Origin of the sequence: Knoellia sinensis KCTC 19936, assembly GCF_000768705.1 — a bacterium.
GTDB classification, from domain to species: Bacteria; Actinomycetota; Actinomycetes; order Actinomycetales; family Dermatophilaceae; genus Knoellia; species Knoellia sinensis.
In genome coordinates, this window is sequence record NZ_AVPJ01000005.1 from 1 (window position 1) to 23,426 (window position 23,426).

At 68.2% G+C, this 23,426-nt stretch carries 25 protein-coding genes, 1 tRNA gene and 1 pseudogene; 19 read left to right on the top strand and 8 right to left on the bottom strand.

The annotated features are described in order from the left end of the window. Window positions 1–81: 81 nt before the first annotated feature. From metG to N802_RS21010, 3 genes are all read left to right on the top strand, one after another. The gene (gene metG / locus N802_RS07980; RefSeq protein ID WP_035914561.1) at window positions 82–1,899 is read left to right on the top strand and encodes a methionine--tRNA ligase; all 1,818 of its coding nucleotides are present in this window, start codon (window positions 82–84) and stop codon (window positions 1,897–1,899) included. A 29-nt stretch (window positions 1,900–1,928) separates the two neighbouring features. Beyond that, window positions 1,929–2,753 carry a TatD family hydrolase gene (locus N802_RS07985; protein ID WP_035915009.1) on the top strand — a complete coding sequence of 275 codons (825 nt, stop codon included), beginning with the start codon at window positions 1,929–1,931 and terminating at the stop codon, window positions 2,751–2,753. 237 nt (window positions 2,754–2,990) lie between these two features. Then, window positions 2,991–4,157 (top strand): resuscitation-promoting factor, encoded by a 1,167-nt coding sequence (locus tag N802_RS21010; RefSeq protein WP_035914563.1) that lies wholly within the window; start codon window positions 2,991–2,993, stop codon window positions 4,155–4,157. Window positions 4,158–4,239: 82 nt separating this feature from the next. On the opposite strand, the gene N802_RS07995 is transcribed toward N802_RS21010, so the two are convergent. Continuing rightward, window positions 4,240–4,986: a TetR/AcrR family transcriptional regulator gene (locus N802_RS07995; RefSeq protein WP_052109623.1), complete on the bottom strand. Its 747-nt coding sequence runs from the start codon at window positions 4,984–4,986 to the stop codon at window positions 4,240–4,242. 67 nt (window positions 4,987–5,053) lie between these two features. Here N802_RS07995 and N802_RS08000 point away from each other — a divergent pair, with 67 nt between their 5' ends. The 5 genes and pseudogenes from N802_RS08000 (at window position 5,054) to N802_RS08015 (ending at window position 9,045) form a co-directional block, all read left to right on the top strand. Then, a complete protein-coding gene (locus N802_RS08000) occupies window positions 5,054–6,028 on the top strand; it encodes an ATP-binding cassette domain-containing protein (RefSeq protein WP_052109626.1) in 975 nt (324 codons plus the stop codon). Window positions 6,029–6,083: 55 nt separating this feature from the next. Continuing rightward, window positions 6,084–6,797: pseudogene (locus N802_RS08005) on the top strand (ABC transporter permease); the annotation flags it as partial. A gap of 68 nt (window positions 6,798–6,865) precedes the next feature. After that, window positions 6,866–7,723: a 16S rRNA (adenine(1518)-N(6)/adenine(1519)-N(6))-dimethyltransferase RsmA gene (gene rsmA, locus N802_RS08010; RefSeq protein WP_035914566.1), complete on the top strand. Its 858-nt coding sequence runs from the start codon at window positions 6,866–6,868 to the stop codon at window positions 7,721–7,723. A 212-nt stretch (window positions 7,724–7,935) separates the two neighbouring features. Then, on the top strand, window positions 7,936–8,511 hold the full coding sequence (locus N802_RS21045; protein WP_156971343.1) for a matrixin family metalloprotease: 576 nt from the start codon (window positions 7,936–7,938) through the stop codon (window positions 8,509–8,511). Between the two features lie 18 nt (window positions 8,512–8,529). Beyond that, window positions 8,530–9,045: a hypothetical protein gene (locus N802_RS08015; protein ID WP_156971326.1), complete on the top strand. Its 516-nt coding sequence runs from the start codon at window positions 8,530–8,532 to the stop codon at window positions 9,043–9,045. Here the strand turns inward: N802_RS08015 and N802_RS08020 are convergent. Further along, window positions 9,042–10,064, bottom strand: a complete 1,023-nt coding sequence (locus tag N802_RS08020; protein ID WP_035914571.1) for an NAD-dependent epimerase/dehydratase family protein — start codon at window positions 10,062–10,064, stop codon at window positions 9,042–9,044. The genes N802_RS08015 and N802_RS08020 overlap by 4 nt on opposite strands. 94 nt (window positions 10,065–10,158) lie before the next feature. Here N802_RS08020 and N802_RS08025 point away from each other — a divergent pair, with 94 nt between their 5' ends. From N802_RS08025 to N802_RS08040, 4 genes are all read left to right on the top strand, one after another. Next, the gene (locus N802_RS08025; RefSeq protein WP_035914573.1) at window positions 10,159–11,091 is read left to right on the top strand and encodes a 4-(cytidine 5'-diphospho)-2-C-methyl-D-erythritol kinase; all 933 of its coding nucleotides are present in this window, start codon (window positions 10,159–10,161) and stop codon (window positions 11,089–11,091) included. Then, window positions 11,091–12,977 carry an ABC-F family ATP-binding cassette domain-containing protein gene (locus N802_RS08030; protein ID WP_035914574.1) on the top strand — a complete coding sequence of 629 codons (1,887 nt, stop codon included), beginning with the start codon at window positions 11,091–11,093 and terminating at the stop codon, window positions 12,975–12,977. The genes N802_RS08025 and N802_RS08030 overlap by 1 nt, the downstream gene beginning before the upstream one ends. 170 nt (window positions 12,978–13,147) lie before the next feature. Further along, window positions 13,148–13,885 (top strand): AzlC family ABC transporter permease, encoded by a 738-nt coding sequence (locus N802_RS08035; protein ID WP_052109628.1) that lies wholly within the window; start codon window positions 13,148–13,150, stop codon window positions 13,883–13,885. Then, on the top strand, window positions 13,858–14,151 hold the full coding sequence (locus N802_RS08040) for an AzlD domain-containing protein (RefSeq protein ID WP_245613873.1): 294 nt from the start codon (window positions 13,858–13,860) through the stop codon (window positions 14,149–14,151). Before N802_RS08035 ends, N802_RS08040 begins: the two co-directional genes overlap by 28 nt. Window positions 14,152–14,302: 151 nt before the next feature. Here the strand turns inward: N802_RS08040 and N802_RS08045 are convergent, their stop codons facing one another. Next, complete coding sequence (locus tag N802_RS08045; protein ID WP_035914576.1) at window positions 14,303–14,797, bottom strand: MarR family winged helix-turn-helix transcriptional regulator; 495 nt, start codon at window positions 14,795–14,797, stop codon at window positions 14,303–14,305. Window positions 14,798–14,904: 107 nt separating this feature from the next. Here N802_RS08045 and N802_RS08050 point away from each other — a divergent pair, with 107 nt between their 5' ends. After that, entirely contained in the window at window positions 14,905–15,720 is an 816-nt protein-coding gene (locus tag N802_RS08050; RefSeq protein ID WP_035914578.1) for a methyltransferase domain-containing protein, read from the top strand. Beyond that, window positions 15,720–16,106, top strand: a complete 387-nt coding sequence (locus tag N802_RS08055; protein ID WP_035914580.1) for a VOC family protein — start codon at window positions 15,720–15,722, stop codon at window positions 16,104–16,106. Before N802_RS08050 ends, N802_RS08055 begins: the two co-directional genes overlap by 1 nt. An 82-nt stretch (window positions 16,107–16,188) precedes the next feature. On the opposite strand, the gene N802_RS08060 is transcribed toward N802_RS08055, so the two are convergent. Then, on the bottom strand, window positions 16,189–16,785 hold the full coding sequence (locus tag N802_RS08060; RefSeq protein WP_035914582.1) for a TetR/AcrR family transcriptional regulator: 597 nt from the start codon (window positions 16,783–16,785) through the stop codon (window positions 16,189–16,191). A gap of 160 nt (window positions 16,786–16,945) precedes the next feature. Here N802_RS08060 and N802_RS08065 point away from each other — a divergent pair. Further along, window positions 16,946–17,024, top strand: a tRNA-Gln gene (locus N802_RS08065). Between the two features lie 46 nt (window positions 17,025–17,070). On the opposite strand, the gene N802_RS08070 is transcribed toward N802_RS08065, so the two are convergent. After that, window positions 17,071–17,592 (bottom strand): AAA family ATPase, encoded by a 522-nt coding sequence (locus N802_RS08070; protein ID WP_035914584.1) that lies wholly within the window; start codon window positions 17,590–17,592, stop codon window positions 17,071–17,073. 45 nt (window positions 17,593–17,637) lie between these two features. On the opposite strand from N802_RS08070, the gene N802_RS08075 reads away from it, so the two are divergent. Both N802_RS08075 and N802_RS08080 read left to right on the top strand, forming a co-directional pair. Then, a complete protein-coding gene (locus N802_RS08075; RefSeq protein ID WP_052109630.1) occupies window positions 17,638–18,294 on the top strand; it encodes a potassium channel family protein in 657 nt (218 codons plus the stop codon). A 148-nt stretch (window positions 18,295–18,442) separates the two neighbouring features. Further along, window positions 18,443–19,039: a VOC family protein gene (locus N802_RS08080; RefSeq protein ID WP_035914586.1), complete on the top strand. Its 597-nt coding sequence runs from the start codon at window positions 18,443–18,445 to the stop codon at window positions 19,037–19,039. Window positions 19,040–19,083: 44 nt separating this feature from the next. Here the strand turns inward: N802_RS08080 and N802_RS08085 are convergent, their stop codons facing one another. Further along, window positions 19,084–19,482 (bottom strand): NUDIX hydrolase, encoded by a 399-nt coding sequence (locus N802_RS08085; RefSeq protein ID WP_035914589.1) that lies wholly within the window; start codon window positions 19,480–19,482, stop codon window positions 19,084–19,086. A gap of 129 nt (window positions 19,483–19,611) precedes the next feature. Further along, window positions 19,612–20,166: a hypothetical protein gene (locus tag N802_RS08090; protein ID WP_156971327.1), complete on the bottom strand. Its 555-nt coding sequence runs from the start codon at window positions 20,164–20,166 to the stop codon at window positions 19,612–19,614. A 101-nt stretch (window positions 20,167–20,267) separates the two neighbouring features. Between N802_RS08090 and glmU the strand changes: the two genes are divergently transcribed. Together glmU and N802_RS08100 are read left to right on the top strand one after the other, a co-directional pair. Then, window positions 20,268–21,749 carry a bifunctional UDP-N-acetylglucosamine diphosphorylase/glucosamine-1-phosphate N-acetyltransferase GlmU gene (gene glmU, locus N802_RS08095; protein ID WP_035914593.1) on the top strand — a complete coding sequence of 494 codons (1,482 nt, stop codon included), beginning with the start codon at window positions 20,268–20,270 and terminating at the stop codon, window positions 21,747–21,749. 2 nt (window positions 21,750–21,751) lie between these two features. Then, complete coding sequence (locus N802_RS08100; RefSeq protein WP_035914595.1) at window positions 21,752–22,753, top strand: ribose-phosphate diphosphokinase; 1,002 nt, start codon at window positions 21,752–21,754, stop codon at window positions 22,751–22,753. Window positions 22,754–22,836: 83 nt separating this feature from the next. Here N802_RS08100 and N802_RS08105 read toward each other — a convergent pair whose 3' ends face one another. Next, window positions 22,837–23,385 (bottom strand): CGNR zinc finger domain-containing protein, encoded by a 549-nt coding sequence (locus N802_RS08105; RefSeq protein ID WP_035914597.1) that lies wholly within the window; start codon window positions 23,383–23,385, stop codon window positions 22,837–22,839. Window positions 23,386–23,426: the final 41 nt, after the last annotated feature.

Genomic DNA, 23,426 nt, shown 5'->3' on the forward strand with positions numbered 1-23,426 from the left:
AGGAGAGCCGGAATTCGGTGAGTTCGGGACACAGCTGAGCGGACGGCAAACGCGGTTGCGCGCGGCACCTAGGATTCACCAGTGACGAAAATCCTCAGCGCTGTCGCCTGGCCCTACGCCAACGGTCCGCGCCACCTCGGCCACGTGGCCGGGTTCGGTGTGCCCTCCGACGTCTTCAGCCGCTACATGCGGATGGCCGGGCACGACGTCCTCATGGTGAGCGGCAGCGACGAGCACGGCACGCCCATCCTCGTCCTCGCCGACAAGGACGGCGTCACCCCGCAGGAACTCGTCGACAAGCACCACTCGACGATCGCGCACGAGCTCGCCGGCCTCGGCTGCTCCTACGACCTCTACACCCGCACGACGACCGCCAACCACTACTCCGTCGCGCAGGAGCTGTTCCGCCAGGTCCACGCCAACGGCTACATGATCGAGCAGACGACCCGGGGCGCCATCAGCCCGAGCACCGGCCGCACCCTGCCCGACCGCTACATCGAGGGCACGTGCCCCATCTGCGGTTACGCCGAGGCGCGCGGCGACCAGTGCGACAACTGCGGCAACCAGCTCGAGCCGACCGACCTCATCGACCCGAAGTCCAAGATCAACGGCGAGACGCCCGAGTTCATCGAGACCCAGCACTTCTTCCTGGACCTGCCGGCGCTCGCCGACTCGCTGCGTGAATGGCTCGAGGGCCGCGAGGCGAGCGGCACGTGGCGGCCCAACGTCATCAAGTTCAGCCTCAACATCCTCGACGACATCCGCCCGAGGGCCATGACCCGCGACATCGACTGGGGCATCCCGGTGCCGCTCGAGGGCTGGGAGGACCAGCCGGCCAAGCGCCTCTACGTCTGGTTCGACGCGGTCATCGGCTATCTCTCGGCGTCGATCGAGTGGGCCCGCCGCATCGGCGAGCCCGAGCGCTGGCGCGAGTGGTGGGTCCAGGGCGCGGTCCCCGACGCTCAGGACTCGTACTACTTCATGGGCAAGGACAACATCACCTTCCACTCGCAGATCTGGCCGGCAGAACTTCTTGCGTATGCCGGCCGTGGGACTCGCGGGGGAGAGCCCGGTCCGTTCGGGGTCCTCAACCTGCCGACCGAGGTCGTGAGCAGTGAGTACCTCACGATGGAGGGCAAGCAGTTCAGCTCGAGCCGCGGTCACGTGATCTACATCCGCGACGTCCTCGAGCGCTACGGCCCCGACCCGATCCGCTACTTCATCTGCGCCGCCGGTCCCGAGAACCAGGACAGCAACTTCACCTGGGCCGAGTTCGTGCAGCGCAACAACTCCGAGCTCGTCGCGGGCTGGGGCAACCTCGTCAACCGCACCGGCGCCATGATCGCCAAGAACTTCGGCGAGATCCCGAAGCCGGGCACCCTCGAGCCGGTCGACGAGGCCGTCCGCGCTGCGACGCTCAAGGCCTTCGACACCGTCGGTGACCTCCTCGCCAACCAGCGCATCAAGGCGGCCATCAACGAGGCGATGCGGGCGGTCGGCGACGTCAACAAGTACGTCACCGACACCGAGCCGTTCAAGCTCAAGGGCGACGACCAGCGCGAGCGCCTCGCGACCGTGCTGCACACCCTCATCCAGTGCGTCAGCGACCTCAACACGATCCTCGCGCCGTTCCTCCCGCACGCGGCCAACCGGGTGCACGCGTTCATCGGCGGCGAGGGCGAGTTCATCCCGATGCCGCACATCGAGGAGGTCAACGGGCTCGACGCGGGCGACAGGGACCGGACCTACCCGATCATCACCGGTGAATACAGTGCGACGCCCCGCTGGGAGTCCCGCCCCGTCACGGTCGGTGCACCCATCGCCAAGCCCACGGGAGTCTTCGTCAAGCTCGACGAGGCGGTCGTGGAGGAGGAGCTCGAGCGGCTCGAGCAGTCGTGACGCACTCCAACTCCAGCACCACGAGCCGCATGGTCGTCCCCGACCTGCCGGACGCGCTGCCGATAGCTGTCGTCGACAACCACACTCACCTCGACATCGAGCGTGAAGGCGTGGCCGTCGACGTCGCGGACCTGCTGGCCCGCGCCAAGGCGGTGGGCGTCGACCGGGTGGTCCAGATCGGTTGTGACCTCCCGGCAGCGCGCCAGACCGTTGAGATGATCGACACGTATGCCGCGATGCTGGGTGGCGTTGCTCTCCACCCGAACGAGGTGCCCGGGTTGGCGGCGAGCGGGAGTCTCGACGCGGCATACGAAGAAATCGAGGAACTCGCGCAGCACCCCAGGGTGAGGGTCGTGGGGGAGACGGGTCTCGACTACTTCCGCACGGGTCCCGAGGGGCGCGACGTCCAGCACGAAAGCTTCCGCTGGCACATCGACCTGGCCAAGCGGCTCGACAAGGCGTTGCAGATCCATGATCGTGACGCCCACGCCGACGTCATGCGCATCCTCGAAGAGGAGGGTGCGCCGAATTCGACTGTGCTGCACTGCTTTTCGGGCGATCTCACCATGGCACAGGAGTGTGCGGAGCGGGGCTACTACCTGTCGTTCGCGGGGACGGTGACGTTCAAGAACGCCCATGGTCTCCGGGACGCACTCTCGGTCACGCCGCTCGACCGGCTGCTCGTCGAGACCGACGCGCCCTACCTCACGCCGCACCCCCACCGGGGCGCCGTCAACGCGCCTCACCTCGTGCCACTGACGGTCCGGGCCATGGCCGCCACCCTCGGGGTCGCGGTGCCCACGCTGTGCGAGGCGCTGTCGGAGAACTCGGAGCGCGTCTACGGCCCCTGGTGACACCCGTGGGCCAGGTCACCGTTATCAAAATTTGACCTTTGCAGGGATTGACGTCATGGTGGATGGGTTGGCCGGAGCTGGGCTCCGGGCGAAGACAGGGGCGAGGACGCCGGTATTCACACCGTGCGCACCTCGCTCTCCTGTTGCCGGGACTCCTCCCCTGTGGAGCCCCGCGGTCCACCCCTGAAGGACTGTCGCCCGCCCCGGTGTCCGGAGAGTTCGATCATCGGAGCACTCTTGATTTCACGTCCCCTGCGCCTTGCAGCCCAAGGTGCTGCCGCAGTCACCGTGGCCGCCGGATCCTTCGGTGTGGCCCACCTCGACAAGGCAGTCGCCGTGACGGAGGACGGCAAGTCCACCTCGCTGCACGTCTTCGGCTCGACCGTCGGTGACGCCCTCGCCAAGAAGGGCATCAAGCTCGGCCAGCACGACGAGGTCACCCCCTCCGTTGGCAGCGAGATCAACGACGGCGACACCATCACGGTCCGCTACGGGCGCAAGCTCACGGTGACGGTCGACGGTGTCAAGAAGGAGCACTGGACGACGGCCACGACCGTCGACGCCGCGCTCCGCGACCTCAACATCCGCGCAGGCAGCAATGCCAAGCTGTCCGCCTCGCGCTCGCAGTCGATCGGCCGCCAGGGTCTGTCCCTCGCGCTGACCACCCCCAAGACGATCACTGTCTCGGTGGACAAGAAGAAGCTCTCCCACGACACGACCGCGGCCACCGTTGCGGACGCGCTTCGTGAGCTCGGCGTCAAGCACGACGCTGACGACAAGATCACCCCTGCCCCCACCACGCCGCTCAAGGCCGGCCTTGCGGTCGCCGTCCAGCGCGTCGGCAGCGGCCTCTCGACGTCGACCCAGTCGATCCCGTTCTCCACGGTGACCAAGAAGGACGCGAACCTCCTCGAGGGCACGCGCAAGGTCATCACCGAGGGCAAGAAGGGCTCGCGCACCGTCACCGTGCGTCGCACGACCATCGACGGCAAGCTCATCACCGTCCGCCCGGTCACCAGCAAGGTGACGGCCCAGCCGGTCGCGCAGGTCGTGGCCGTCGGCACGAAGCCCAAGCCGGCCGCGCCGAAGCCGTCCACGTCGTCGTCTTCGTCGTCGAGCAGCCGCCCGTCGGCGGGCAACACCTCCGGCGCCGGCATCAACCTCGCCAACGCCGCGATGTGGGACCGCATCGCCCAGTGCGAGTCCACCGGTCGCTGGAACATCAACACCGGCAACGGCTACTACGGCGGTCTGCAGTTCGACATCCAGACCTGGCTGAGCGAAAACGGCGACGACTTCGCGCCGCGGGCTGACCTGGCCACGCGTGCGGAGCAGATCACCGTCGCGAACCGCGTCTACGCCAAGCGCGGTCTGCAGCCCTGGGGCTGCCGTCACGCCGCCTGAGCCTGACCCATCGCGTCGCCCTGACGGCGCACACCCTCGAGGCCGTGCCTCCCACTCCGGTGGGGAGCACGGCCTCGTGCTGTCACGTCCGCTTGCGCGCGGACAGGCCCTCGATGAGGAGGTCGAGGCCGAGCTCGTACTCGTAGCCCACGCCCGCCTCGTGGTCCTCCCCCGGGGGGCCACCGACGTAGCCGCCCGAGAGGATGAGCGGGGCTGCGAACGGTAGCCGCTCGGGGGTGATGACCGATCCCAGCTCCGCCATCGCCTGGGGTCCGAACTCGAGGTCCTCCTGCCCGGCGAGGTCTCGTTCGAGAGCTGCGAAGGATGACACGTAGGAGCTGACGATGAGGATGATCGAGATGCGATCCCGGTCGTCGAGCTCGAGGGGTGCGAGAACCTGCAGCCCTTGGTCGACCAGGGCCACGGACGCCGGCATGAGGACCGAGGTGGGGCCCCGCCGGATGTCGAGAAGCCAGGGGTGGGCGGCATACATTTCGCGCAACGAACCCGCCCATTCGCGCAGGCCCGCCTTCCAGTCGTCGTGCCCGGCCGGCGCCTCGGGGAGGATCGTCTCCGATCCGACCATGAGCATGAAGAGCTCGTCCTTGTTGGCGACGTAGCGATAGAGCGACATCGTCGTGAAGCCGAGCGACTCGGCGAGTCGCTGCATCGTGACCCCGCTCAGCCCCTGCTCGTCGGCGATCTCGATCGCCTTGGCGACGATCTTCTCGTGGCTCATGCCCCGCCGTGGTCCGCTCTGCGGCTGCGCGTGGGTGCCCCACGCGATCGCGACTGCGCGTGGCAGTCCGCTCTCGGTCACCTCACCCATGCGAGCACTGTATGCCGTCCGCTCACCAACTGTGTACAACGCACTCTGTGTATGCCACACTCAGTATATGACGTACACAAAGTCACCTGTGATCGAGCTCGAAGCAGTGGGCAAGCGCTACGGCGACGCGCACGTCCTGCGCGAGCTCGACCTTCGCCTTCCGGCGGGCGTCCACGCGCTCCTTGGCCCCAACGGGGCCGGCAAGACCACCATCGTCAACATCCTCACGACCCTCATCCGCCACGACAGTGGCACCGTGCGCGTCCTCGGACTCGACCCGGCGACGGAGGCGCACGCGATCCGTCCGCGGATCAGCGTGACCGGCCAGTTCGCTGCCGTCGACGAGGTCCTCACGAGCCACGAGAACCTCGTGATGATGGGCCGACTCCTGGGGCTGTCTGCGCGAGCCGCTCGGGCGAGGGCGCAGGAACTCCTCGCCCGGTTCGACCTCGAGGAGGCTGGCGGCCGCCCGGTGAGCACGTATTCCGGTGGCATGAAACGTCGGCTCGACCTGGCCGTCAGCCTCATCTGGCCTCCCGAAGTCCTCTTCCTCGACGAGCCCACGACCGGTCTCGACACCCGCAGTCGCCGAGTCCTCTGGGACCAGATCCGCGAACTCGCGCGCGAGGGCACGACGGTGTTCCTCACGACGCAGTACCTCGAGGAGGCCGACGAGCTCGCCGAGCAGATCGCAGTCCTCGACCATGGCCGGATCGTCGCCCAGGGCAGCGCGGCCCATCTCAAGAGCCTCGTCGGCGCGGAGGTGTTGAGGGTGAGCAACGAGTCGGGCGACGTCGTCCGCGAACTGCCCACGGACGGTTCGGCCGGGGCGCTGGCCCGGGCTAGCGCCGAGGTCGCAGCCACCGATCCTCGCCTCCGTGTCGAGCTGCACCGCCCCACCCTCGACGACGCCTTCCTCAAGCTCACCGGTCATGCGGCGACGCCCGAGCGCGACGACGAGCAGGGCGCCGGCGATGACCGCGATGCCACGCCCGCCCGCGAGTTGAGCCGCGAGTTCAACGGAACGGGGGCCTCCCGATGACTGCTGCACCAGGAACCGGCGTCCTCACGCGTCGCGCGTCTTCGTCGGCCGCGCGACCCGGCACAGCATTCGCGACGTCGAGTCACTCCTCATGGCGGTGATCCTGCCGCTCATGCTCATGCTGATCTTCGTCTACGTCTTCGGTGGGGCGATCTCGCCGTCGGGGGCGTACCTCGACTACGTCGTCCCCGGCATCGTCCTGACTGCCGCCGGCTTCGGCGCGGGCTCGACCGCCGTCGGCGTCAGCCGGGACATGACGACCGGCACGATCAACCGACTGCGCACGATGCCCGTCCCGAGCGCCACCGTGCTCGTGGGGCACACGGTCGCCAGCCTGGGCCGCAACCTCCTCGCGACAGTGGTGGTGCTCCTCGCCGCCGTCGTCATCGGATACCGCCCGTCGGCCGGCGTCCTCGGCTGGTTGGGGGTCTTCGCCCTCCTCGGCCTCTACATCCTCGCCATCACGTCAGTCTTCGCGATGCTGGGACTCGTCGCGCGCTCACCCGAGGCGGCCACCGGCTATGGGTTCGGCCTGCTGTTCCTGCCCTATGCGTCGAGTGCGTTCGTGCCGGTCGAGACGATGCCCGGGTGGCTGCGCGGGTTCGCCGAGCACCAACCGATCACGCCGGTGATCGAGTCCTCGCGCGCACTGCTCATGGGGCAGTCGCCGGGCAGCGACGCCGTCGTCGCCGTCCTCTGGTGCGTCGGCATCATCGCGGTGGCCGCGGCACTCACGGCCTACGTCTTCCCCCGAAGAGTGGCTCGCTGACGACACGACACCGCGACAGCCACCCTGCGAGCCTCGGGCGCCCGTCCGCGGGTCGTAGGGTAGCGGCCATGTCGACGTCTGGGCTCCTCGGTGCCGCGCAGATCCGCGAACTCGCCGCCCGTTTCGGCATCCGACCGACGAAGACGTGGGGTCAGAACTTCGTCATCGACGGCAACACGGTCGAGCGCATCGTCCGCGTCGCTGGAGTGGGTGAGGGTGACGTGGTCGTCGAGGTCGGGCCGGGCCTCGGCTCGCTCACCCTCGCGCTGCTCCCCGTGGCCAAGCACGTCACCGTCGTCGAGGTCGACCCCGTCCTGGCAGGAGCCCTCCCGGAGACCGTCGAGACCGTCGCGCCCGACGTCGCGGACCGCCTCACCGTCGTCCACGCCGACGCGCTGCGCGTCGAGGACCTCCCCGGTGACCCGCCAACGGCACTCGTCGCCAACCTGCCCTACAACGTCTCCGTTCCCGTCGTCCTGAACTTTCTCGAGCGCTTCCCGACCATCGAGCGAATCCTCGTCATGGTGCAGCTCGAGGTCGCCGAGCGCCTCGCCGCGAAGCCGGGGTCGAAGGTCTATGGCGTCCCGAGCGTCAAGGCCGCCTGGTACGCCGATGTCTCCCTCGCGGGCAACGTCAGCCGCTCGGTCTTTTGGCCGGTGCCCAACGTCGACTCGGGGCTCGTCAAGTTCGTACGCCGAGAGCCGCCACAGGCGACCACCTCACGTGAAGACGTCTTCGCCTGCATCGACGCCGCCTTCGCGCAGCGCCGCAAGACGCTCCGGGCGGCTCTCGCGTCGTGGGCCGGTTCGCCCCAGGCTGCCGAGGCCGCGCTCGTCGCGGCGGGCCTCGATCCACGCACCCGCGGCGAGCAGCTGGACGTGCACCAGTTCGCCGCGATCGCCAGCGCTCACCGCCGAAGTCAGTGATCGGCAGGCACAAACAGGGTCGCTAACCGTCCTGCAACTCACGAAGCTGATCAACCGGAATCAATCTGTCCAAGACAGGTTGACAACTTCCGTCAACCACGTTTGCGAACGGCAGAGTGGTTCGCGAACCACCGGCACCGACTCGACGGTGCTCGCCTGATTCGTCGCGCCATCAGGTCCTCACGCGAGTGGAGGATGTGCTTGACTCAGGCATGTCTGGTCGATGCAAGGTGCCGGTCGCCGTCGTCGCTGGAACAATCGTCGGGGTGGGCGGGTCCCAAGTGGCGTTCGCGTATGAACTCTTTGACGGCTGCCATTACGTCACACCGACACTCAAATGGAAGCCGGCTCTCAAGAGCCAAACTTACCTAGATGAGGCTCAAGCGACTGCGTGGGCGTGGACTTCGACCTCAACGCCAATCTCATTAACCCAGGCGTCATCGGGTGCAAACGTCACCTTGGCCAGTGGGAACTGGGGGTCCACGGAGCACGACGGCTATATGCGGATGAACGATGGAGGGCCTTGGTACTGCGGCGCTTCTGGTCACTGGGATCAGGGAACGATCGCCTGGTTGAACACCTACTACACGGACGGATATTCGTCGACCAAGAAGAAGTCCGTGTGGGTGCATGAGGTCGGACATTCTTTGGGCTTGGCCCATTCCGGCGAGGGGGCAGCCTGCAGTGTTATTCCCATCATGGCCCCCGAAACCTCGGATCGATACGGCCGTTGCAGCAAGAGCACTCCGCAGACGGATGACGTCAACGGGATCAATTTCCTGTACTAGCCGCGATCGGAGGATCAAGTGAAGAGACTCATCCTGATTGCCGGGGTTGTGGCGGTGACGGCTTTTATGCTCACGTGGTTCGTGCGTCCGCCGGCTGACGACACCGCGACTGGAAGTCGCGTATCTGCTCCCAAGGACATCGAGGCCCTGAGTGCAGGGAGCGCTGTGGTGGTGATCGCGCGACCACAGGGGGAGCCCCGAGTCGAGACGGTTTTCAATTCCCCATTCATGGTTCAGGAGTTCGCCGTCACTGAACGTTGGAAGGGTGACCCGCCTGCAACGCTGGCGGTACGAATGGAGGGGAGTCCGGCTGACAACAAGGATGTTTCTCCCCAGAGGGAGTACGTGCTCTACCTCAACCCGTTCGAGTTCGAACGCGGAGTCTCGACCGGTCAGTGGTGGATCAGTGGAGCCGGGGTCGATGGAATCTTCGTCGTGGACGGCGACAGCGCGCTTCGGATCAGGCACGATCCGGCATCCCCGATCAAGGAGCGGCAGTCGATCCCCTCGCTCAGGGCCGCCGTGGGCGGCTAACCGCAGTCGCCTCGGTGGCCGAGGAGACCGAGCAGTCTCCGCTCGGTGTCGTCCGAGAGACCGCACCGTCTCGGGTTGGTCGCCTCTCGAACTTCTTCGTATGCCGTCGCGTCCCGGAGCGTGTCCGCCACCGGTCGGTGGGTGAGTCCGGCCGCCCGCGCCGCAGCTCCAGTGTGTCCGCCGAAGCCGCGCCACTGCGGGTCCGAGATCCACAGCGGCAGGCTGTCCTCGCCCATCCATTCCTGGACGCCGTGCTCGCTGAGCCAGTCCGTCGCGGCCGGGACGACAGGGCCCTCATGCCCGGCGACGTCGCGCGCCGCGTTCAACAGCGTCCCCAGGGTGCTTGGCTCGCCGACGGCATCGAAGACCCCAGAGGTCCCGGCCCCGGCGCAACGCACGAGCCACGCGGCGAGGTCACGGACGTCGATGATCGACATGGGCAAGGCGGGGTCGTCCGGGGTCAGCACCGCACCATCGGCGCCCACGGGATGCGCGAACCGCCATGGCCACCACCCCGAGCGCCCGGTCGCGTCGCCGGGGCCCCCGATGAGCCCCGCGCGAGCGATGAGGGACCGCTCCTTCCCGAACCCCGAGAGCACCGCAGCCTCGCACGCGACCTTGGCCTCGCCATAGGTCGTCATGTCCTCCATGACGTCACCGTCCAACGGTGACAAGAGCGGAACCGACTCGTCGGTCGCGAGACCGGAGTGGACGGCATACACGTTGCCTGTCGACACGAAGACGAAGTGCGCCGTCAGCGGTTCGAGAGCGGCGACGGCTCGGCGCACCTGACCCGGTTGGCGTGAGACGTCGATGACGGCGTCCCACCGTTCGCCTGCGCCGGTGACGCCGTCAAGTCCACCGTCGAGGTCGCGGTCGCCGCGGACCCAGGTGACGCCGTCGGGGACGTCACCGGTGACGCCGCGCGCCAGACACGTCACGTCGTGGCCCTGCGACACCGCCTCCTCGACAATCGCGCGTCCGAGCATGGCCGTCCCACCGAGCACGAGAAGTCGCATGCCGACAGTCCACCCCGGCCGAGCGGCAAGCGCCACCAGGTTTCGCGCAGAGCGTGAATGTGGAGCCAGAGCAAGCCATGACTAGGGTGGCGCCATGACCTCGGCTCACTCGGACCCGGCGCCCGTCACGGTGCGCGTGCCCGCCAAGGTCAACCTCGAACTTCTCGTGGGGCCCCTGCGGGACGACGGCTTCCACACGTTGTCGACCGTCTATCAGGCGGTGAACCTGCACGACGACGTCACGGTCGCGGTCAACGACGAGTGGGCGTGCAGTGTCGTGGGGCCCTATGCCGACGTCGTGCCGACCGACTCGAACAATCTGGCGGTGCGCGCCGCCCGGCTCCTCGCCGACGAGACAGCCATCGACACGCCGGTCCACGTGACCATCAACAAGTCGATCCCCGTCGCGGGCGGCATGGCCGGTGGTTCGGCCGACGCCGCCGCGGCTCTTGTGGCCTGCGACCGGTTGTGGTCGCTCGGTCTGACGACCGAAGAGCTCGAGGAGTATGCCGCCGAGCTGGGTTCCGATGTCCCGTTCCTCATTCGCGGTGGCACGGCGATGGGGAGTGGTCGGGGCGAACGGCTCGCGCCGGTCCTGGCGCGTGGGAGCTATCACTGGGTCTTCGCGATCAGCGACATCGGCCTGTCCACGCCCGACGTCTATGCCGAGTGCGACCGGCTGCGGGGCAAGGCTGTCGTGCCCGAGCCCAGGCCCAACTCCGAGCTCATGAGCGCCCTGCGCACGGGCGACCCGCACGTTCTCGCCCCACAGCTCTCCAACGACCTCCAGGACGCCGCGATCAGCCTGCGCCCCGAGCTCGGCAGTCTCCTCGAGAGCGGCATGGAGTTCGGCGCGCTGGGTGGCGTCGTGTCCGGTTCCGGTCCCACGGTGGCCTTCCTCGTCGAGGACGTGGAGGCGGCGATCGACCTCACCGTGGCCCTCACCGCCACCGGTGCGGCACGCGAGGTCCGCAAGGCCGTCGGCCCCGTGCACGGCGCGCACGTCATCCCCGCCCGGGTCGACTAGTGGCCGTCCTCATCTCGGTCGAGCGCGCTGCCCTCGCGCTCGGCACCGCTCAGGTGCTCGACGGCGTGTCCCTCGGCGTCGCCGGGGGCGACCGCATCGGCATCGTCGGTCGCAACGGTGGTGGCAAGACCACACTCCTGCGGGTCCTCGCCGGGGACCGCACCGTGGACAGCGGACGAGTCGCCCGACTCGGGGGTGCGACGGTCGGCGTCCTGACCCAGGACGACACCCTCGATCCGTCGGCCACGGTTCGCGAGGTCGTCCTCGGCGACCGGGCCGAGCATGTCTGGGCGGGTGACGCCCGAATCCGCGACGTCCTGACGGGCCTCCTCGGCGGTATCGACGCCCCCGCTGTCGGTGGGCTCGACTCGACGGTGGACGGCAAGTCCGGTGGTGAGCGCCGTCGACTCGGCCTGGCCCAGTTGCTCGTCGACGACCCCGACGTCCTGCTCCTCGACGAGCCGACGAACCACCTCGACGTCGAAGGTGTCGCGTGGCTCGCCGAACACCTCGTGCGGCACCGCTCGCGGCCCGACAACGCGCTCGTCGCCATCACCCACGACCGCTGGTTCCTCGACGCCGTCGCCACCCGAACGTGGGAGGTCGTCGACGGGCAGGTCAACGGGTTCGACGGTGGCTACGCGGCCTATGTGTTGGCGAAGGCGGAGCGCGAGCGGATGGCTCGGGTCACGGCAGAGCGTCGCAACAATCTGCTCCGCAAGGAACTCGCCTGGCTGCGTCGCGGGGCACCTGCGCGGACGTCGAAGCCGAAGTTCCGGATCGACGCCGCCAACGCCCTCATCGAGGACGTGCCGCCGCTGCGCAACGACGTCGAACTCATGGCGTTCGCGACGACGCGGCTGGGCAAGGACGTCATAGATCTCTTGGATGCCTCGGTGGCGGTCGGCGACCGAGTGCTGCTCGACCGCATCACGTGGCACCTCGCGCCGGGCGCTCGGATCGGCATCGTCGGCGTGAACGGCTCGGGCAAGTCCACGTTGTTGCGGGCGCTGGCAGGGGAGGTGCCGTTGGCGTCGGGCAAGCGCAAGCAGGGCGTCACCGTCCGCATCGGTCACCTCACCCAGGAGGTCCGCGAACTCGATCGTCTCGCCGACAAGCGGGTCATCGAGGCCGTCGAGGAGGTCCGCAAGGTCACCGTCCTCGCCGGCAAGGAGGTCACGGCGTCGACGCTCGCGAAGCGGCTCGGTTTCCCCGGTCCTCGCCAGCAGACCCGCGTCCGCGACCTCTCCGGTGGTGAGCGCCGCCGGCTCCAGGTGCTGCGCATCCTCATGGACGAGCCCAACGTGCTCCTCCTCGACGAGCCAACGAACGACCTCGACATCGAGACGCTGACCTCGCTCGAGGACGTCCTCGACGGCTGGGCAGGCACGCTGCTCGTTGTCTCGCACGACCGCTATCTGTTGGAGCGCATCGCCGACGAGCAGGTCGCACTTCTCGGTGACGGTCGGGTGCGGCAGCTGCCCGGCGGTGTCGAAGAGTACCTCCGCCTCCGCGCCACGATCACCCCCTCGTATGCCGTGAGCGCACCTTCGTCCGCCGCTGCACCTTCCGCCTCGCAGCCTTCCTCGCAACGTCAGCGAGAAGGGTCGCAAGAGGAGCCGTCCGCGCTGACGCAAGGGAGTCCGGCGAGTGCGCCGACGGCGACGCCGGCGGAGCAGCGCGAGGCCCGCAAGGTCATGGCCCGCGTCGAGAAGCAGCTGTCCAAGCTGGCGCAGCGCGAGGAGAAGATCCACGCCGCGATGACCGAGCACGTGAGCGACCACGCGAAGGTGCTCGAACTCAACACCGAGTTGCGCGGCATCGTCGACGAGCGCGAGGGTCTCGAACTCGAGTGGCTCGAGGCAGCGGAGGTCCTCGAGAGCTGAGCACCCGGCATACGCGCCCTGCTTGTGTCCGCAAGTTTGGTCGCGGGGGCGACCACATCCCCGGACGCCCGACGTCCGGCACACGTCAGCGTCCGCAAGATCGGTCGCTGGGGCGACCACATCCCCGGACGCCCGCACGGGTGGGGCGCTCGAGTTCCTAGACTCACCCGATGACAGCGAGACGGTGGAGCGACGACGCGCGGTCGTCGTTCGCGAAGGGCCTGAGGCTGGGGGTCCCGTTCGCCCTGGTCGGCGGGCTGCTGAGTCTCTCGTTCGCCGTGCTCGCGCTGCAGGCAGGCTTCAGCGTCGCGCAGGCGATCGTCACGTCCGTGATCGTGTTCGCCGGGTCCGCCCAGTTCGCGATGCTGTCCGTGCTCGTCGGTGGCGGTGGGATCGCGGCTGCGCTCACCGCGTCCGGCCTGATGAACTCGCGATTCCTCGCGATGGGCATCGCCCTCGCGCCGTCGCTGCCCGGCGGCCCGGTCAAACGTGCTGCCCAAGGTCAGGCGGTCGTCGACGCTTCATGGGCCCTCGCCAACCGCGGTGACGGGACGTTCGATCGGTGGCTGCTGTTCGGGACGACCCTGCCGCAGTACGTCACGTGGACCCTGGGCTCGGTCATCGGTGCCGTGTTCGGTGGATCCCTCGGCGACACCGACCGCCTCGGCCTCGACGCGATCTATCCGACGTTCTTCCTTGCACTCCTCATCGCGGAGCTGCGCGACCGGGCCTCACGAGGTGTCGCGATTGCCGGCGGCCTGCTGGCCCTCGCGCTGGTGCCGATCGCGCCGCCCGGCGTGCCGATTCTCGCGGCGAGTGTCGTGGCGCTGGTCGGGCTTGCTCGGAGGCCCTCATCACGCTGTCGTCCACCCAGATCTGGGTGCTCATCGTGGCCTGCGCGGTGTTGACCGCCGTCATCAAGGGGTTCGGACCGGTGCTGCTTGGGGGGCGTGAGCTGCCAGCGTGGTTCAGCCGCGTGATCATCCTCATCGCGCCGGCCCTGCTGAGCGCGCTCGTGGTCACGTCGGTGCTGGCTCTGGGGAAGACGTGGGCCGTGGGTGCGCACACGGTCGGCGTCGCCGTGGCGGGCGTGATGCTCTGGCGGCGGCTGCCGCTCGTGCTGTGCGTGGCGGTGGCGGTCGGTGTCACCGCGCTGCTCCGGGCGTCCTTCTGAATCGCGAAGGTCAGCTCAGGCCGACGGCCTGGGCGGTGGGTCGGGGCCTGTGCAGTCGGTCGGGGCGCCCAAAGCCCCCGACCCGACGCAGAGCCCCCGACCCGACGCAGAGCCCCCGACTGACGGGTGCGAGGGCGAGGCCGCGGGCGAATCAGGGGGTTTCGAGGGGGACCAGCAGCGACCGGAGCTGCTTGGCGAGGGTCGTCCGCTCGGCCTTGGGCAGCTCGGCCAGGAGTTCGCGCTCGTGGGCCAGCAGGTCGTCGAGGGCGGAGTCGACGACCCTCATGCCTTCCGGCGTGAGCCGGACGATGACGCCACGACGGTCGCGAGGGTCTGGGTGGCGCTCGACGAACCCGCGGGTGAGCAGTCGGTCGACGCGATTCGTCATCGTTCCGCTCGTCACCAGCGTTTCGGCGACGAGCTGGCCGGGGGAGAGCTCATAGGGTGAGCCCGCGCGTCGCAGTGCCGACAGGACGTCGAACTCCCACCCCTCGAGCTCGTGCTCGCTGAAGGCCTCCCCGCGTGCGAGGTCGAGGCGGCGGGCAAGGCGCGAGACGCGACTGAGAATCTCGAGTGGAGTGACGTCGAGCTCCGGACGCTCCCGGCGCCAGGCTGAGACGATACGGTCAACGTCATCCTCGGGCATGAGGGCGACTGTACTCCCGTCAAGTATCTTGACATCAAGATATCGACGGGGAAGAGTTGGGGACGAGCGGCTGGCCAGTCGCTCGCACACGGCAGGGAAGGGCAACGATGCGCACACAGCCGAGCTGGGATCCCACGGCATACGCACAGTTCGGGGAGCAGCGCGGACGTCCCTTCGCCGACCTCATCGCCCAGGTGCGCGCCGATGCCCCGGCCCTCGTCGTGGACCTCGGGTGCGGCAACGGGCCGGCCACCCTCACGCTCGGACAGCTGTGGCCCGACGCCCGGATCGTCGGTGTCGACGCCGCGGAGTCGATGCTCGAGGCAGCCCGTGCCCTCGACAAGGACGACCGGGTCGAATGGGTTCAGGCCGACCTCATGGACTGGGACCCGGCCACCCTCAGCCAGGCGCCTGACGTCATCATCACGAACTCGACGCTCCAGTGGGTGCCCGGGCATCTCAACCTCCTCCCCACCTGGGTCGACGTGCTGGCGCCCGGCGGCTGGCTGGCCCTGCAGGTTCCCAACAACTTCGACGCGCCCAGCCACGCGCTCATGCGCGAGTCGGCCGGCACGCACGCCCGCGCCAACGAACTGCTCGCCGCCCTCGACCTCCCGGCCGTCGGCGAGCCCAAGACCTACCTCACCTTCCTCAGCCGCCTGGGGTGCACGGTCGACGCGTGGGAGACGGTCTATTCACATGTCCTCGACCCGGAGGGTGCGTCGGAGAACCCGGTGCTCGACTGGGTCAGCGCGACCGGACTGCGGCCAGTCCTCGACATCCTTCCCGAGGGCGAGGAACGCGACGCCTTCCTCGAGCCGTATGCCGCGGCCCTCGAAGAGGCCTATCCCCGCAGCGAGGTCGGCGTGCTCTTCCCCTTCCGCCGCGTCTTCGCTGTCGCTCGAAAGAACGAGGCCAACTGATGGCGATCGTCGGAATCCACCACGTCCAACTCTCCTGCCCGGCCGGGTCCGAGGACCTGCTGCGCCACTTCTACGGCGTCGTCTGCGGCATGCCTGAGATCCCCAAGCCCGCGGCTCTGGCCGCTCGTGGCGGGGTGTGGTTCGCGATCGGTGAGGACGAACTCCACTGCGGCGTCGAGACCGCGTTCGCGCCCGCGCTCAAGGCCCACCCCTGCCTCGCCGTCGACGACATCGACAGCCTCGCCGCCGCGATCGCGGGGGCCGGGGGAGACGTCCGCTGGAACACCGACATCCCCGGTGTCCGGCGGTTCCACACCGACGACCCGGTGGGCAACCGAGTGGAGTTCCAGCTCGTCGGCCGCAACAAGATCGACTTCATCGTCTGACAGCCGACTTCGTGCCCCATTGGGACATTCGTCGCCGCGCTCCTCTTGTCCCAATGGGGCACAAAGTCGAAGAGCGGAACCGTCAGACGTGGGTGATGGTCGGCTTCGACTCGAGGCCGGCGAGGCCGTTCCACGCGAGGTTCACCAGCGCCGCGGCGACGTCACGCTTCTTGGCCTTCGGGTTCTCCAGCCACCACTGACCGGTGAGGGCCACCATGCCGACGAGCATCTGCGCATACATCGGCGCCTGCTTGGGGTCGAGTCCACGGGTGGTGAACTGCGCCGCGAGCAAGTGCTCGACCTGGGAGGCTACGTCCGACATGAGCGAGGCGAAGCTGCCGGTCTGCTGCCCGGGCGGCGAGTCGCGCACGAGGATGCGGAAGCCGTCCGTCGATGTCTCGATGTAGTCGAGCAGCGCCATCGCGGCACGTTCCAGCAGCACCCGTGACCCGCCCTCGGAGGCGAGCGCACCGGCGATCGCCCCGAGAAGTGACTGGATCTCGCGATCGACGATCACGGCATACAGGCCTTCTTTGCCGCCGAAGTGCTCATAGACAACCGGCTTGGACACCCCGGCAGCACTCGCGATCTCCTCGACCGTCGTCGCCTCGTAGCCGCGGTTCGCGAACAGCTGCCGGCCGATGCCGATGAGCTGCTCACGCCGCTGGGCTCCGGTCATTCGCCCCCGCGGAGTGCGCACCTTGGTCACTGCCTGGTCTCGACTCACTCGCCCCATTCTGCCCTGCCCGCGGACCACTCACCGCGGGGACCGGGCGAACCTCACGCTCGGGTCAACTACCCTTGTCCGTCGTATGCCGTGAGCTCGCCTCGCGCATCGATCCCCGGTTGGTCTGCCGGCAGGGCCCGCCTGACTTTGAATCAGGACTAGCGACGTAGGTTCGACTCCTACCCGGGGAGCACACATCAGGTCTCTGACCTGCGCATGTGGGATCGGAGGGGGGCTTCAACTGTTGACAGCGTCTGCGATCTGCCGAGCGGCCTGCTCAGGTGTGCGATGGGTGGTGTCGATGAACTCGCCCTCTTCCCTCAGCCAGGTGCGGGCAGCCTCGGCATAGGACTCGAGGTACTTGAGGCGGAATGGGGACGGACCAAGAACAGCGTCCGCGTCGATTCGCGCGCGAAGGGTCTCCTGGTCGGCGTGAATGACGAAGTGCCGAACCGGGATGGCATGGTGCGCGAGCCCCGCGCTGATCTCGCGCCAGTAGTCCTCGATCAGGACGGTCATGGGGATCACGAGGGTGCCGCCGGTGTAGTCGAGGATGTGGCGCGCGGTCTCGACCACGAGCGGCCGCCAAGGAGGCCAGTGCTGGAAGTTGTCCGTCTCGGGCAGGCCAGGGGTGATGTCCATCAGCGTCTCGCCGACCTTCTCGGCATCGAACACCCGTGAGTGCGGAAGCAGCGACTGCACGAGCGCGCTGGTCGTCGTCTTGCCGGCGCCGTGGGTGCCGTTGAGCCATACGATCACGAGGCCCGACGCTAGCGCGCCGCGCCGACTGGCACACTCCCGCCCATGACGGTGGAGAGGTGGGAGCGGCGCTCTGAGGTGCCGCTGATCTTGCTGGCCCTCGCGTTTCTCGTGGCCTACGCGTGGCCCGTGCTCGACCCCCGCATGGATCCGGACACACGAACCATCCTCGGTGCGGTGTCGTGGACGGTCTGGGGCGCCTTCGCCGTCGACCTGGTCATTCGGCTCGTGCTGGCCGAGGACCGACGCGAGTATGCCGTGCGGCACTGGTACGACGTCGCTCTCGTCCTCCTGCCCTTGCTCCGTCCTCTTCGGGCGCTTCGACTGCTCGCCTTGGTGCGAATCCTCGATCGATCCGCCGCGAACAGCCTCGCGGGGCGGGTGCTGGTCTACGTGGCCGGCGCGGCGTCACTCGCGGTCGGTCTGAGTGCGCTCGCGGTCCTCGACGCGGAGAGGGACGCAGAGGGCGCGAACATCACGACTTTCGGAGATGCGCTGTGGTGGGCCTGCACCACCGTGACGACAGTCGGCTACGGGGACCGATTCCCCGTCACGACAGAGGGTCGCGTCGTCGCGGTGGCGCTGATGCTCCTCGGCATCGGGCTCGTGGGCTCGGTGATCGCGACCGTGGCGACGCTGATCCTCCAGAGAGTCGCAGCCGAGCAGGCCGCCGAGGCTGCCGAAGGAGAGCACCGGCGATAGGAGGGACCGTGCCTTCGAGCCGAGCCTGCCTGGGCCAGCCGTGATGCCAGATCACTTCGCGAATGCCCCGTCGGGGCAGTCGCGGACAGTCACAACGCGTGATTCTGTCCGGCGCCATGTCTCCCTACGATGGCGAAGGAGGTGCCAGATGGAGCAGTCTGACCCGATTGTCGACATCATCGGGGACTATCGCGCCTTTGCCGCGACTCAGCGTGACCGCCTTCTGACTCGCGGCATCGACATCTCGCCGTACGGGCTCAGCCACATCGCCGTCCGCGTCGCCGATTGGGACCTCTACGTCCAGCAGCGCACCCTGCTGGAGCGCCACGCCAGAGCGAACCTCGAGAACCTCTGGAACGGGCGCCCGATCTCATTGATCCTGCTCGCCGAGCCGCTCGACGTCCTCGACGGCAAGCCGCTCTCGCGCATCGAACTCATCCCACCCGTTCACCAGCGGGTCTACCGGATGGGCCTGGAGCACCTCGGCGTCGTTGTCGGTGACGAGTTCGACGACTTCTCGCGAGACCACCGCGCGGCACTGACTGGGCAACAGTTCCAGAGTGCCGATGTCGACCCGGTCTACGTGCTGTTCGAGGACTTCACCCACGTGAAGTTCTATCGGCGCTCGTTCTTCGACGTCGTCGCGGACGAGGGAGGAACCTTCGACGGCTTCACCCATGTCGAAGGCTGGGTGCCGCAGCGGCTCGTCACTGCCACCGGCCCGAATCCGTTGCCGCGGAGGTGAGGGGTCTTAGCCGCTGAGTGGATCCGCGAACCGCGCCGAGCGGCTCAGAGGTTGGGCCAGAGCTGTGGCCAGGCGTGGACGAGGGTGCTCTTGGCGCGGGCTGTCAGGTCGAGTGAGGTCATCTCGTCGAGGCTCCACCAGAGTGGGCCGCCCTGCCACGGGGTCGCCTTCCACACCCGCTCGGCTCCGCACCGGAACGTCAGGTCGAGGAAGTGCTCGCCGTGCTCGACGGCGCTCTCGATTCCCTGCCCGCGGGGTACGCCCGGGGATGCGCCCGTCTCGCGGATCAGGTTGCGCACCACACGAGAAGGATCTTCGTTGGTCTTGAGGTAGTCCCACGGCAAGGTCCACATCACGGTGCCGGGCTTCCGGGCGAGCAGCATGCGCTGGTCGTCATCGACCGCGATGACGTGCACCCTGATTCGGGGGCGCGCTGCATCCATCCAAAGGCTCCTGACCAAACGGCAGCCCTCGGCGTCGAGCACTGCATCCCCATGCGCTGCCAAGGATAGTGGTTCAACCTGTGGAGTCCATGCCCCCCTTGACGGACCTCACGAACTCGGCCACCTGACCTATCGACAGGCGAGCTCGGCGAAGCCGGCGCGGTCGGTGCGCTTGTTGCCCACCGGGTGGACCGTCCCCGAAGCGTCAACGGACGGCTGGTCCGAGCTGTCGTACCGGTTGTGCAGCACCTCACCGGGCTTCAGTTCCGCCAGCTCCGCAGCGTTCACACTCAGCCCACGCGTCCTGTGCGCGCTGGCAAAGCCGTTCTCCTCGGCTGCAACCGAGAAGACGTCCTCCGAACCGAGGTGTTCGGGGAGTGCCGTGTCGGACTCCCAGTCGGGGTCGTTGCCGTACGGGGCGAAGTCGGTGGGTTCTGTCAGCACGCCACTACGCCGGTGCCACGAGAAATCACTCCCTGGCTCGTGGTTGGGGCCGACCATCGCGACGGTGAAGGTGTCGATCTCGCCTTCGCACGGGTTCAGGAGGAACACCGGCTTCCCGGACTCGTCGACGGTGACGCCGATGAGGCCGCCATTGGCCGGTGTGCAGCCGCTCAGGAGCGTCGTCACGACGCAGGCCACAGCCACCGCCGTGGCAGTTCTTCCAGCGTTGCTCCGCCTCACGGCGGGAGCGTATCCCGGCACCATCCGCACCGAGTCGGTTTTCGATCCGGCCGTCGGTAGAGTGGCGCGGTACGCCGCCACGAACCCCGGGAGCCCCCCTCGTGACCACTGCTCGGCCCGCCGCTGTCATCATCCTCGCCGCAGGCGAGGGAACCCGGATGAAGTCAGCCACCCCCAAGGTGCTGCACCGGATCGGGGGTCGCAGTCTCGTCGGACACGCCATGGCCGCAGCCCGCGCCACCAACCCCGAGCACCTCGCCGTCGTCGTGCGTCACGAGCGCGACCTCGTCGCTGCCCACATCGCCGACGTCGACGCGACCGCGTCCATCGCGGACCAGGACGAGGTCAAGGGCACGGGGCGCGCGACCGAGTGCGCCCTCGACATCCTGCCCGCGGACCTCACGGGCACGGTGCTCGTGACCTACGGCGACGTGCCGCTGCTCACGGGCGACACCCTCGTCGACCTCGTCGCGCGCCACGACGAGTCCGGCAGCGCCGCGACTGTCATCACCGCCCACCTCGCGAACCCCCACGGCTACGGGCGCATCGTCCGCGACGCCGACGGCGGAGTCGCTGGGATCGTCGAGCAGAAGGACGCCACCGAGGAGCAGCGCGCGATCACCGAGATCAACTCGGGCATCTACGCGTTCGACGTCGCTGTCCTCCGCGACGCACTGGGCCAGGTCGGCACCGACAACGCGCAGGGCGAGAAGTACCTCACCGACGTCCTCGCCATCGCCCGCGACGCCGGCCGCCGCGTCAGCGCCCACGTCATCGACGACCTCTGGCAGACCGAGGGCGTCAACGACCGCGTCCAGCTCGCCACCTTGGGGCGTGAGCTCAACAAGCGCAACAACGAGAAGTGGATGCGCGAGGGCGTCACCATCGTCGACCCGGCCACGACGTGGATCGACACCGACGTCACCATCGGCCGCGACGCGACGATCCTCCCGAACACCCAGTTGCTCGGCGCGACGACCATCGGCGCGGATGCTCGCATCGGCCCCGACTCGACGCTCACGGACACCGAGGTGGGTGAGGGCGCCGAGGTCAAGCGCACCGAGGCCAACCTTGCGCAGATCGGTGCTCAGGCGACGGTCGGCCCGTTCTCCTACCTGCGGCCCGGCACCGTCCTCGGCGTCAAGGGCAAGATCGGTGGGTTCGTCGAGACCAAGAACACGACCATCGGCGACGGTGCCAAGGTCCCGCACCTGACGTACGCCGGCGACGCCACCATCGGCGACGGCGCCAACATCGGAGCGGGCACGATCTTCGCCAACTACGACGGTGTCAACAAGCACCACACGACGATCGGCAAGCACTCGTTCGTCGGCTCCGACACGGTGCTCATCGCGCCGGTCGACGTGGCCGACGGTGCCTATGTCGCCGCGGGCTCAGCCCTCACCGGCGACGTCGAGCCCGGCCAGATCGCGGTGGCCCGCGGTCGCCAGAAGAACGTCGACGGCTGGGTCGCCCGGGCCCGCGCCGGAACGAAGACCGAAGCGGCAGCGAACGCGGCCACGGAAGCGGGCACACGGCATACGGACTCGTCTGACACGACCGACACGGACGGAAAGGCCTGAGCATGAAGCAAGACCGGCCCAAGTCGGCCAACATCCGCAAGAAGCCGAAGAAGCAGCTCATGGTCTTCTCGGGGCGGGCGCACCCCGGGCTGGCGCAGGAGATTGCCGCGCTCATCGGCACCGAACTCGTCCCGACGAGCGCCTACAACTTCGCCAACGGAGAGATCTACGTCCGCTTCGAAGAGTCCGTGCGCGGCTCCGACGCGTTCGTCATCCAGAGCCACGCCGCCCCGCTCAACGAGGCGATCATGGAGCACCTCATCATGATCGACGCGCTCAAGCGGGCGAGCGCCAAGCGCATCACGGTCGTCATGCCGTTCTACGGCTACGCGCGCCAGGACAAGAAGCACCGTGGTCGCGAGCCCATCTCCGCGCGACTCATGGCAGACCTCTTCAAGACCGCCGGCGCCGACCGACTCATCATCGTCGACCTGCACACCGACCAGATCCAGGGCTTCTTCGACGGCCCGGTGGACCACCTCATGGCGCAGCCGGTCCTGTCCGACTACGTCTCGGCGAAGTACGGGCACGAGGACCTCGCAGTCGTCTCGCCCGACGCCGGCCGCATCAAGGTCGCGGAGCAGTGGTCCAAGCGCCTCGGTGGGGTGCCGCTGGCCTTCATCCACAAGACGCGCGACATCAACCAGCCCAACCAGGCCGTCGCCAACCGCGTCGTCGGTGAGGTCAAGGGCCGCGTCTGCATCCTCGTCGACGACATGATCGACACCGCCGGCACGATCACCAAGGCCGCAGACGCCCTCATGGCAGACGGGGCCAAGGACGTCGTCATCGCTGCGACCCACGCGATCCTGTCGCCGCCGGCCGTCGAGCGGCTGCGCGAGTGCTCGGCGCGCGAGGTCATCGTCACGAACACGCTGCCCATCGACCCCGAGAACGAGTTCGAGGGGTTGACGATCCTGTCGATCGCACCGCTCATCAGCGCTGCGATCAAGGAGGTCTTCGAGGACGGCTCGGTGACGAGCCTCTTCGGCGGACGCGCCTGAAACCCCCGACTTATTGCCCGTTCGGCCAGTGAGGAGTGCAGCGACGAACTGGCCGAACGGGCAATAAGTCGGGAAACAGATTTTCAGCTGTTCTGACGAGCCCTGTATGCCGCGACGTGGGCCTTGTTGGCGCACGTCCCGTCGCAGTAGCGCCGGCTTCGATTCTTCGTGAGGTCGATGACGACGTCGTCGCAGTCGTCGGCGGCGCACACCCGTAGGCGTTCCGTCTCGCCCATGCGGATGAGGTCCACGATGGCCATGGCTGCCTCGACCGCCATGCGGTTGGCGAGCGGGGCTTCGTCGTCAGTGGCGTGGATGTGCCAGTCCAGGTCGTCGTGACGGACGAGCCGGGGGAGGGCGTGGTGCTCGGCGAGCAGTTCGTTGACTCCGTCGACGAGGCCCTCGACGTCGCGGCCCCAGAGCTCGCGCAGGCGCGGGCGCAGCGCGTGCACGGCCTCGAGCTCCGCCCGGGTCCGAGGCTTGCGGCCGCTCCACCGCCACTGGTCGAAGAACCAGACCAGGGCCTCGATCGTCGGCAGATCCTCCTCCATCGAGTCGCCGAACCCGCGCTCCGTGTTGATGAGCGCGGTGGCGTGCTGAAGGGTCAGCTCTGTGTCAGATGCAAAAACCATGTTGACTCCTGACATTCGGGAGGTCTAGCGTGATCGACGTA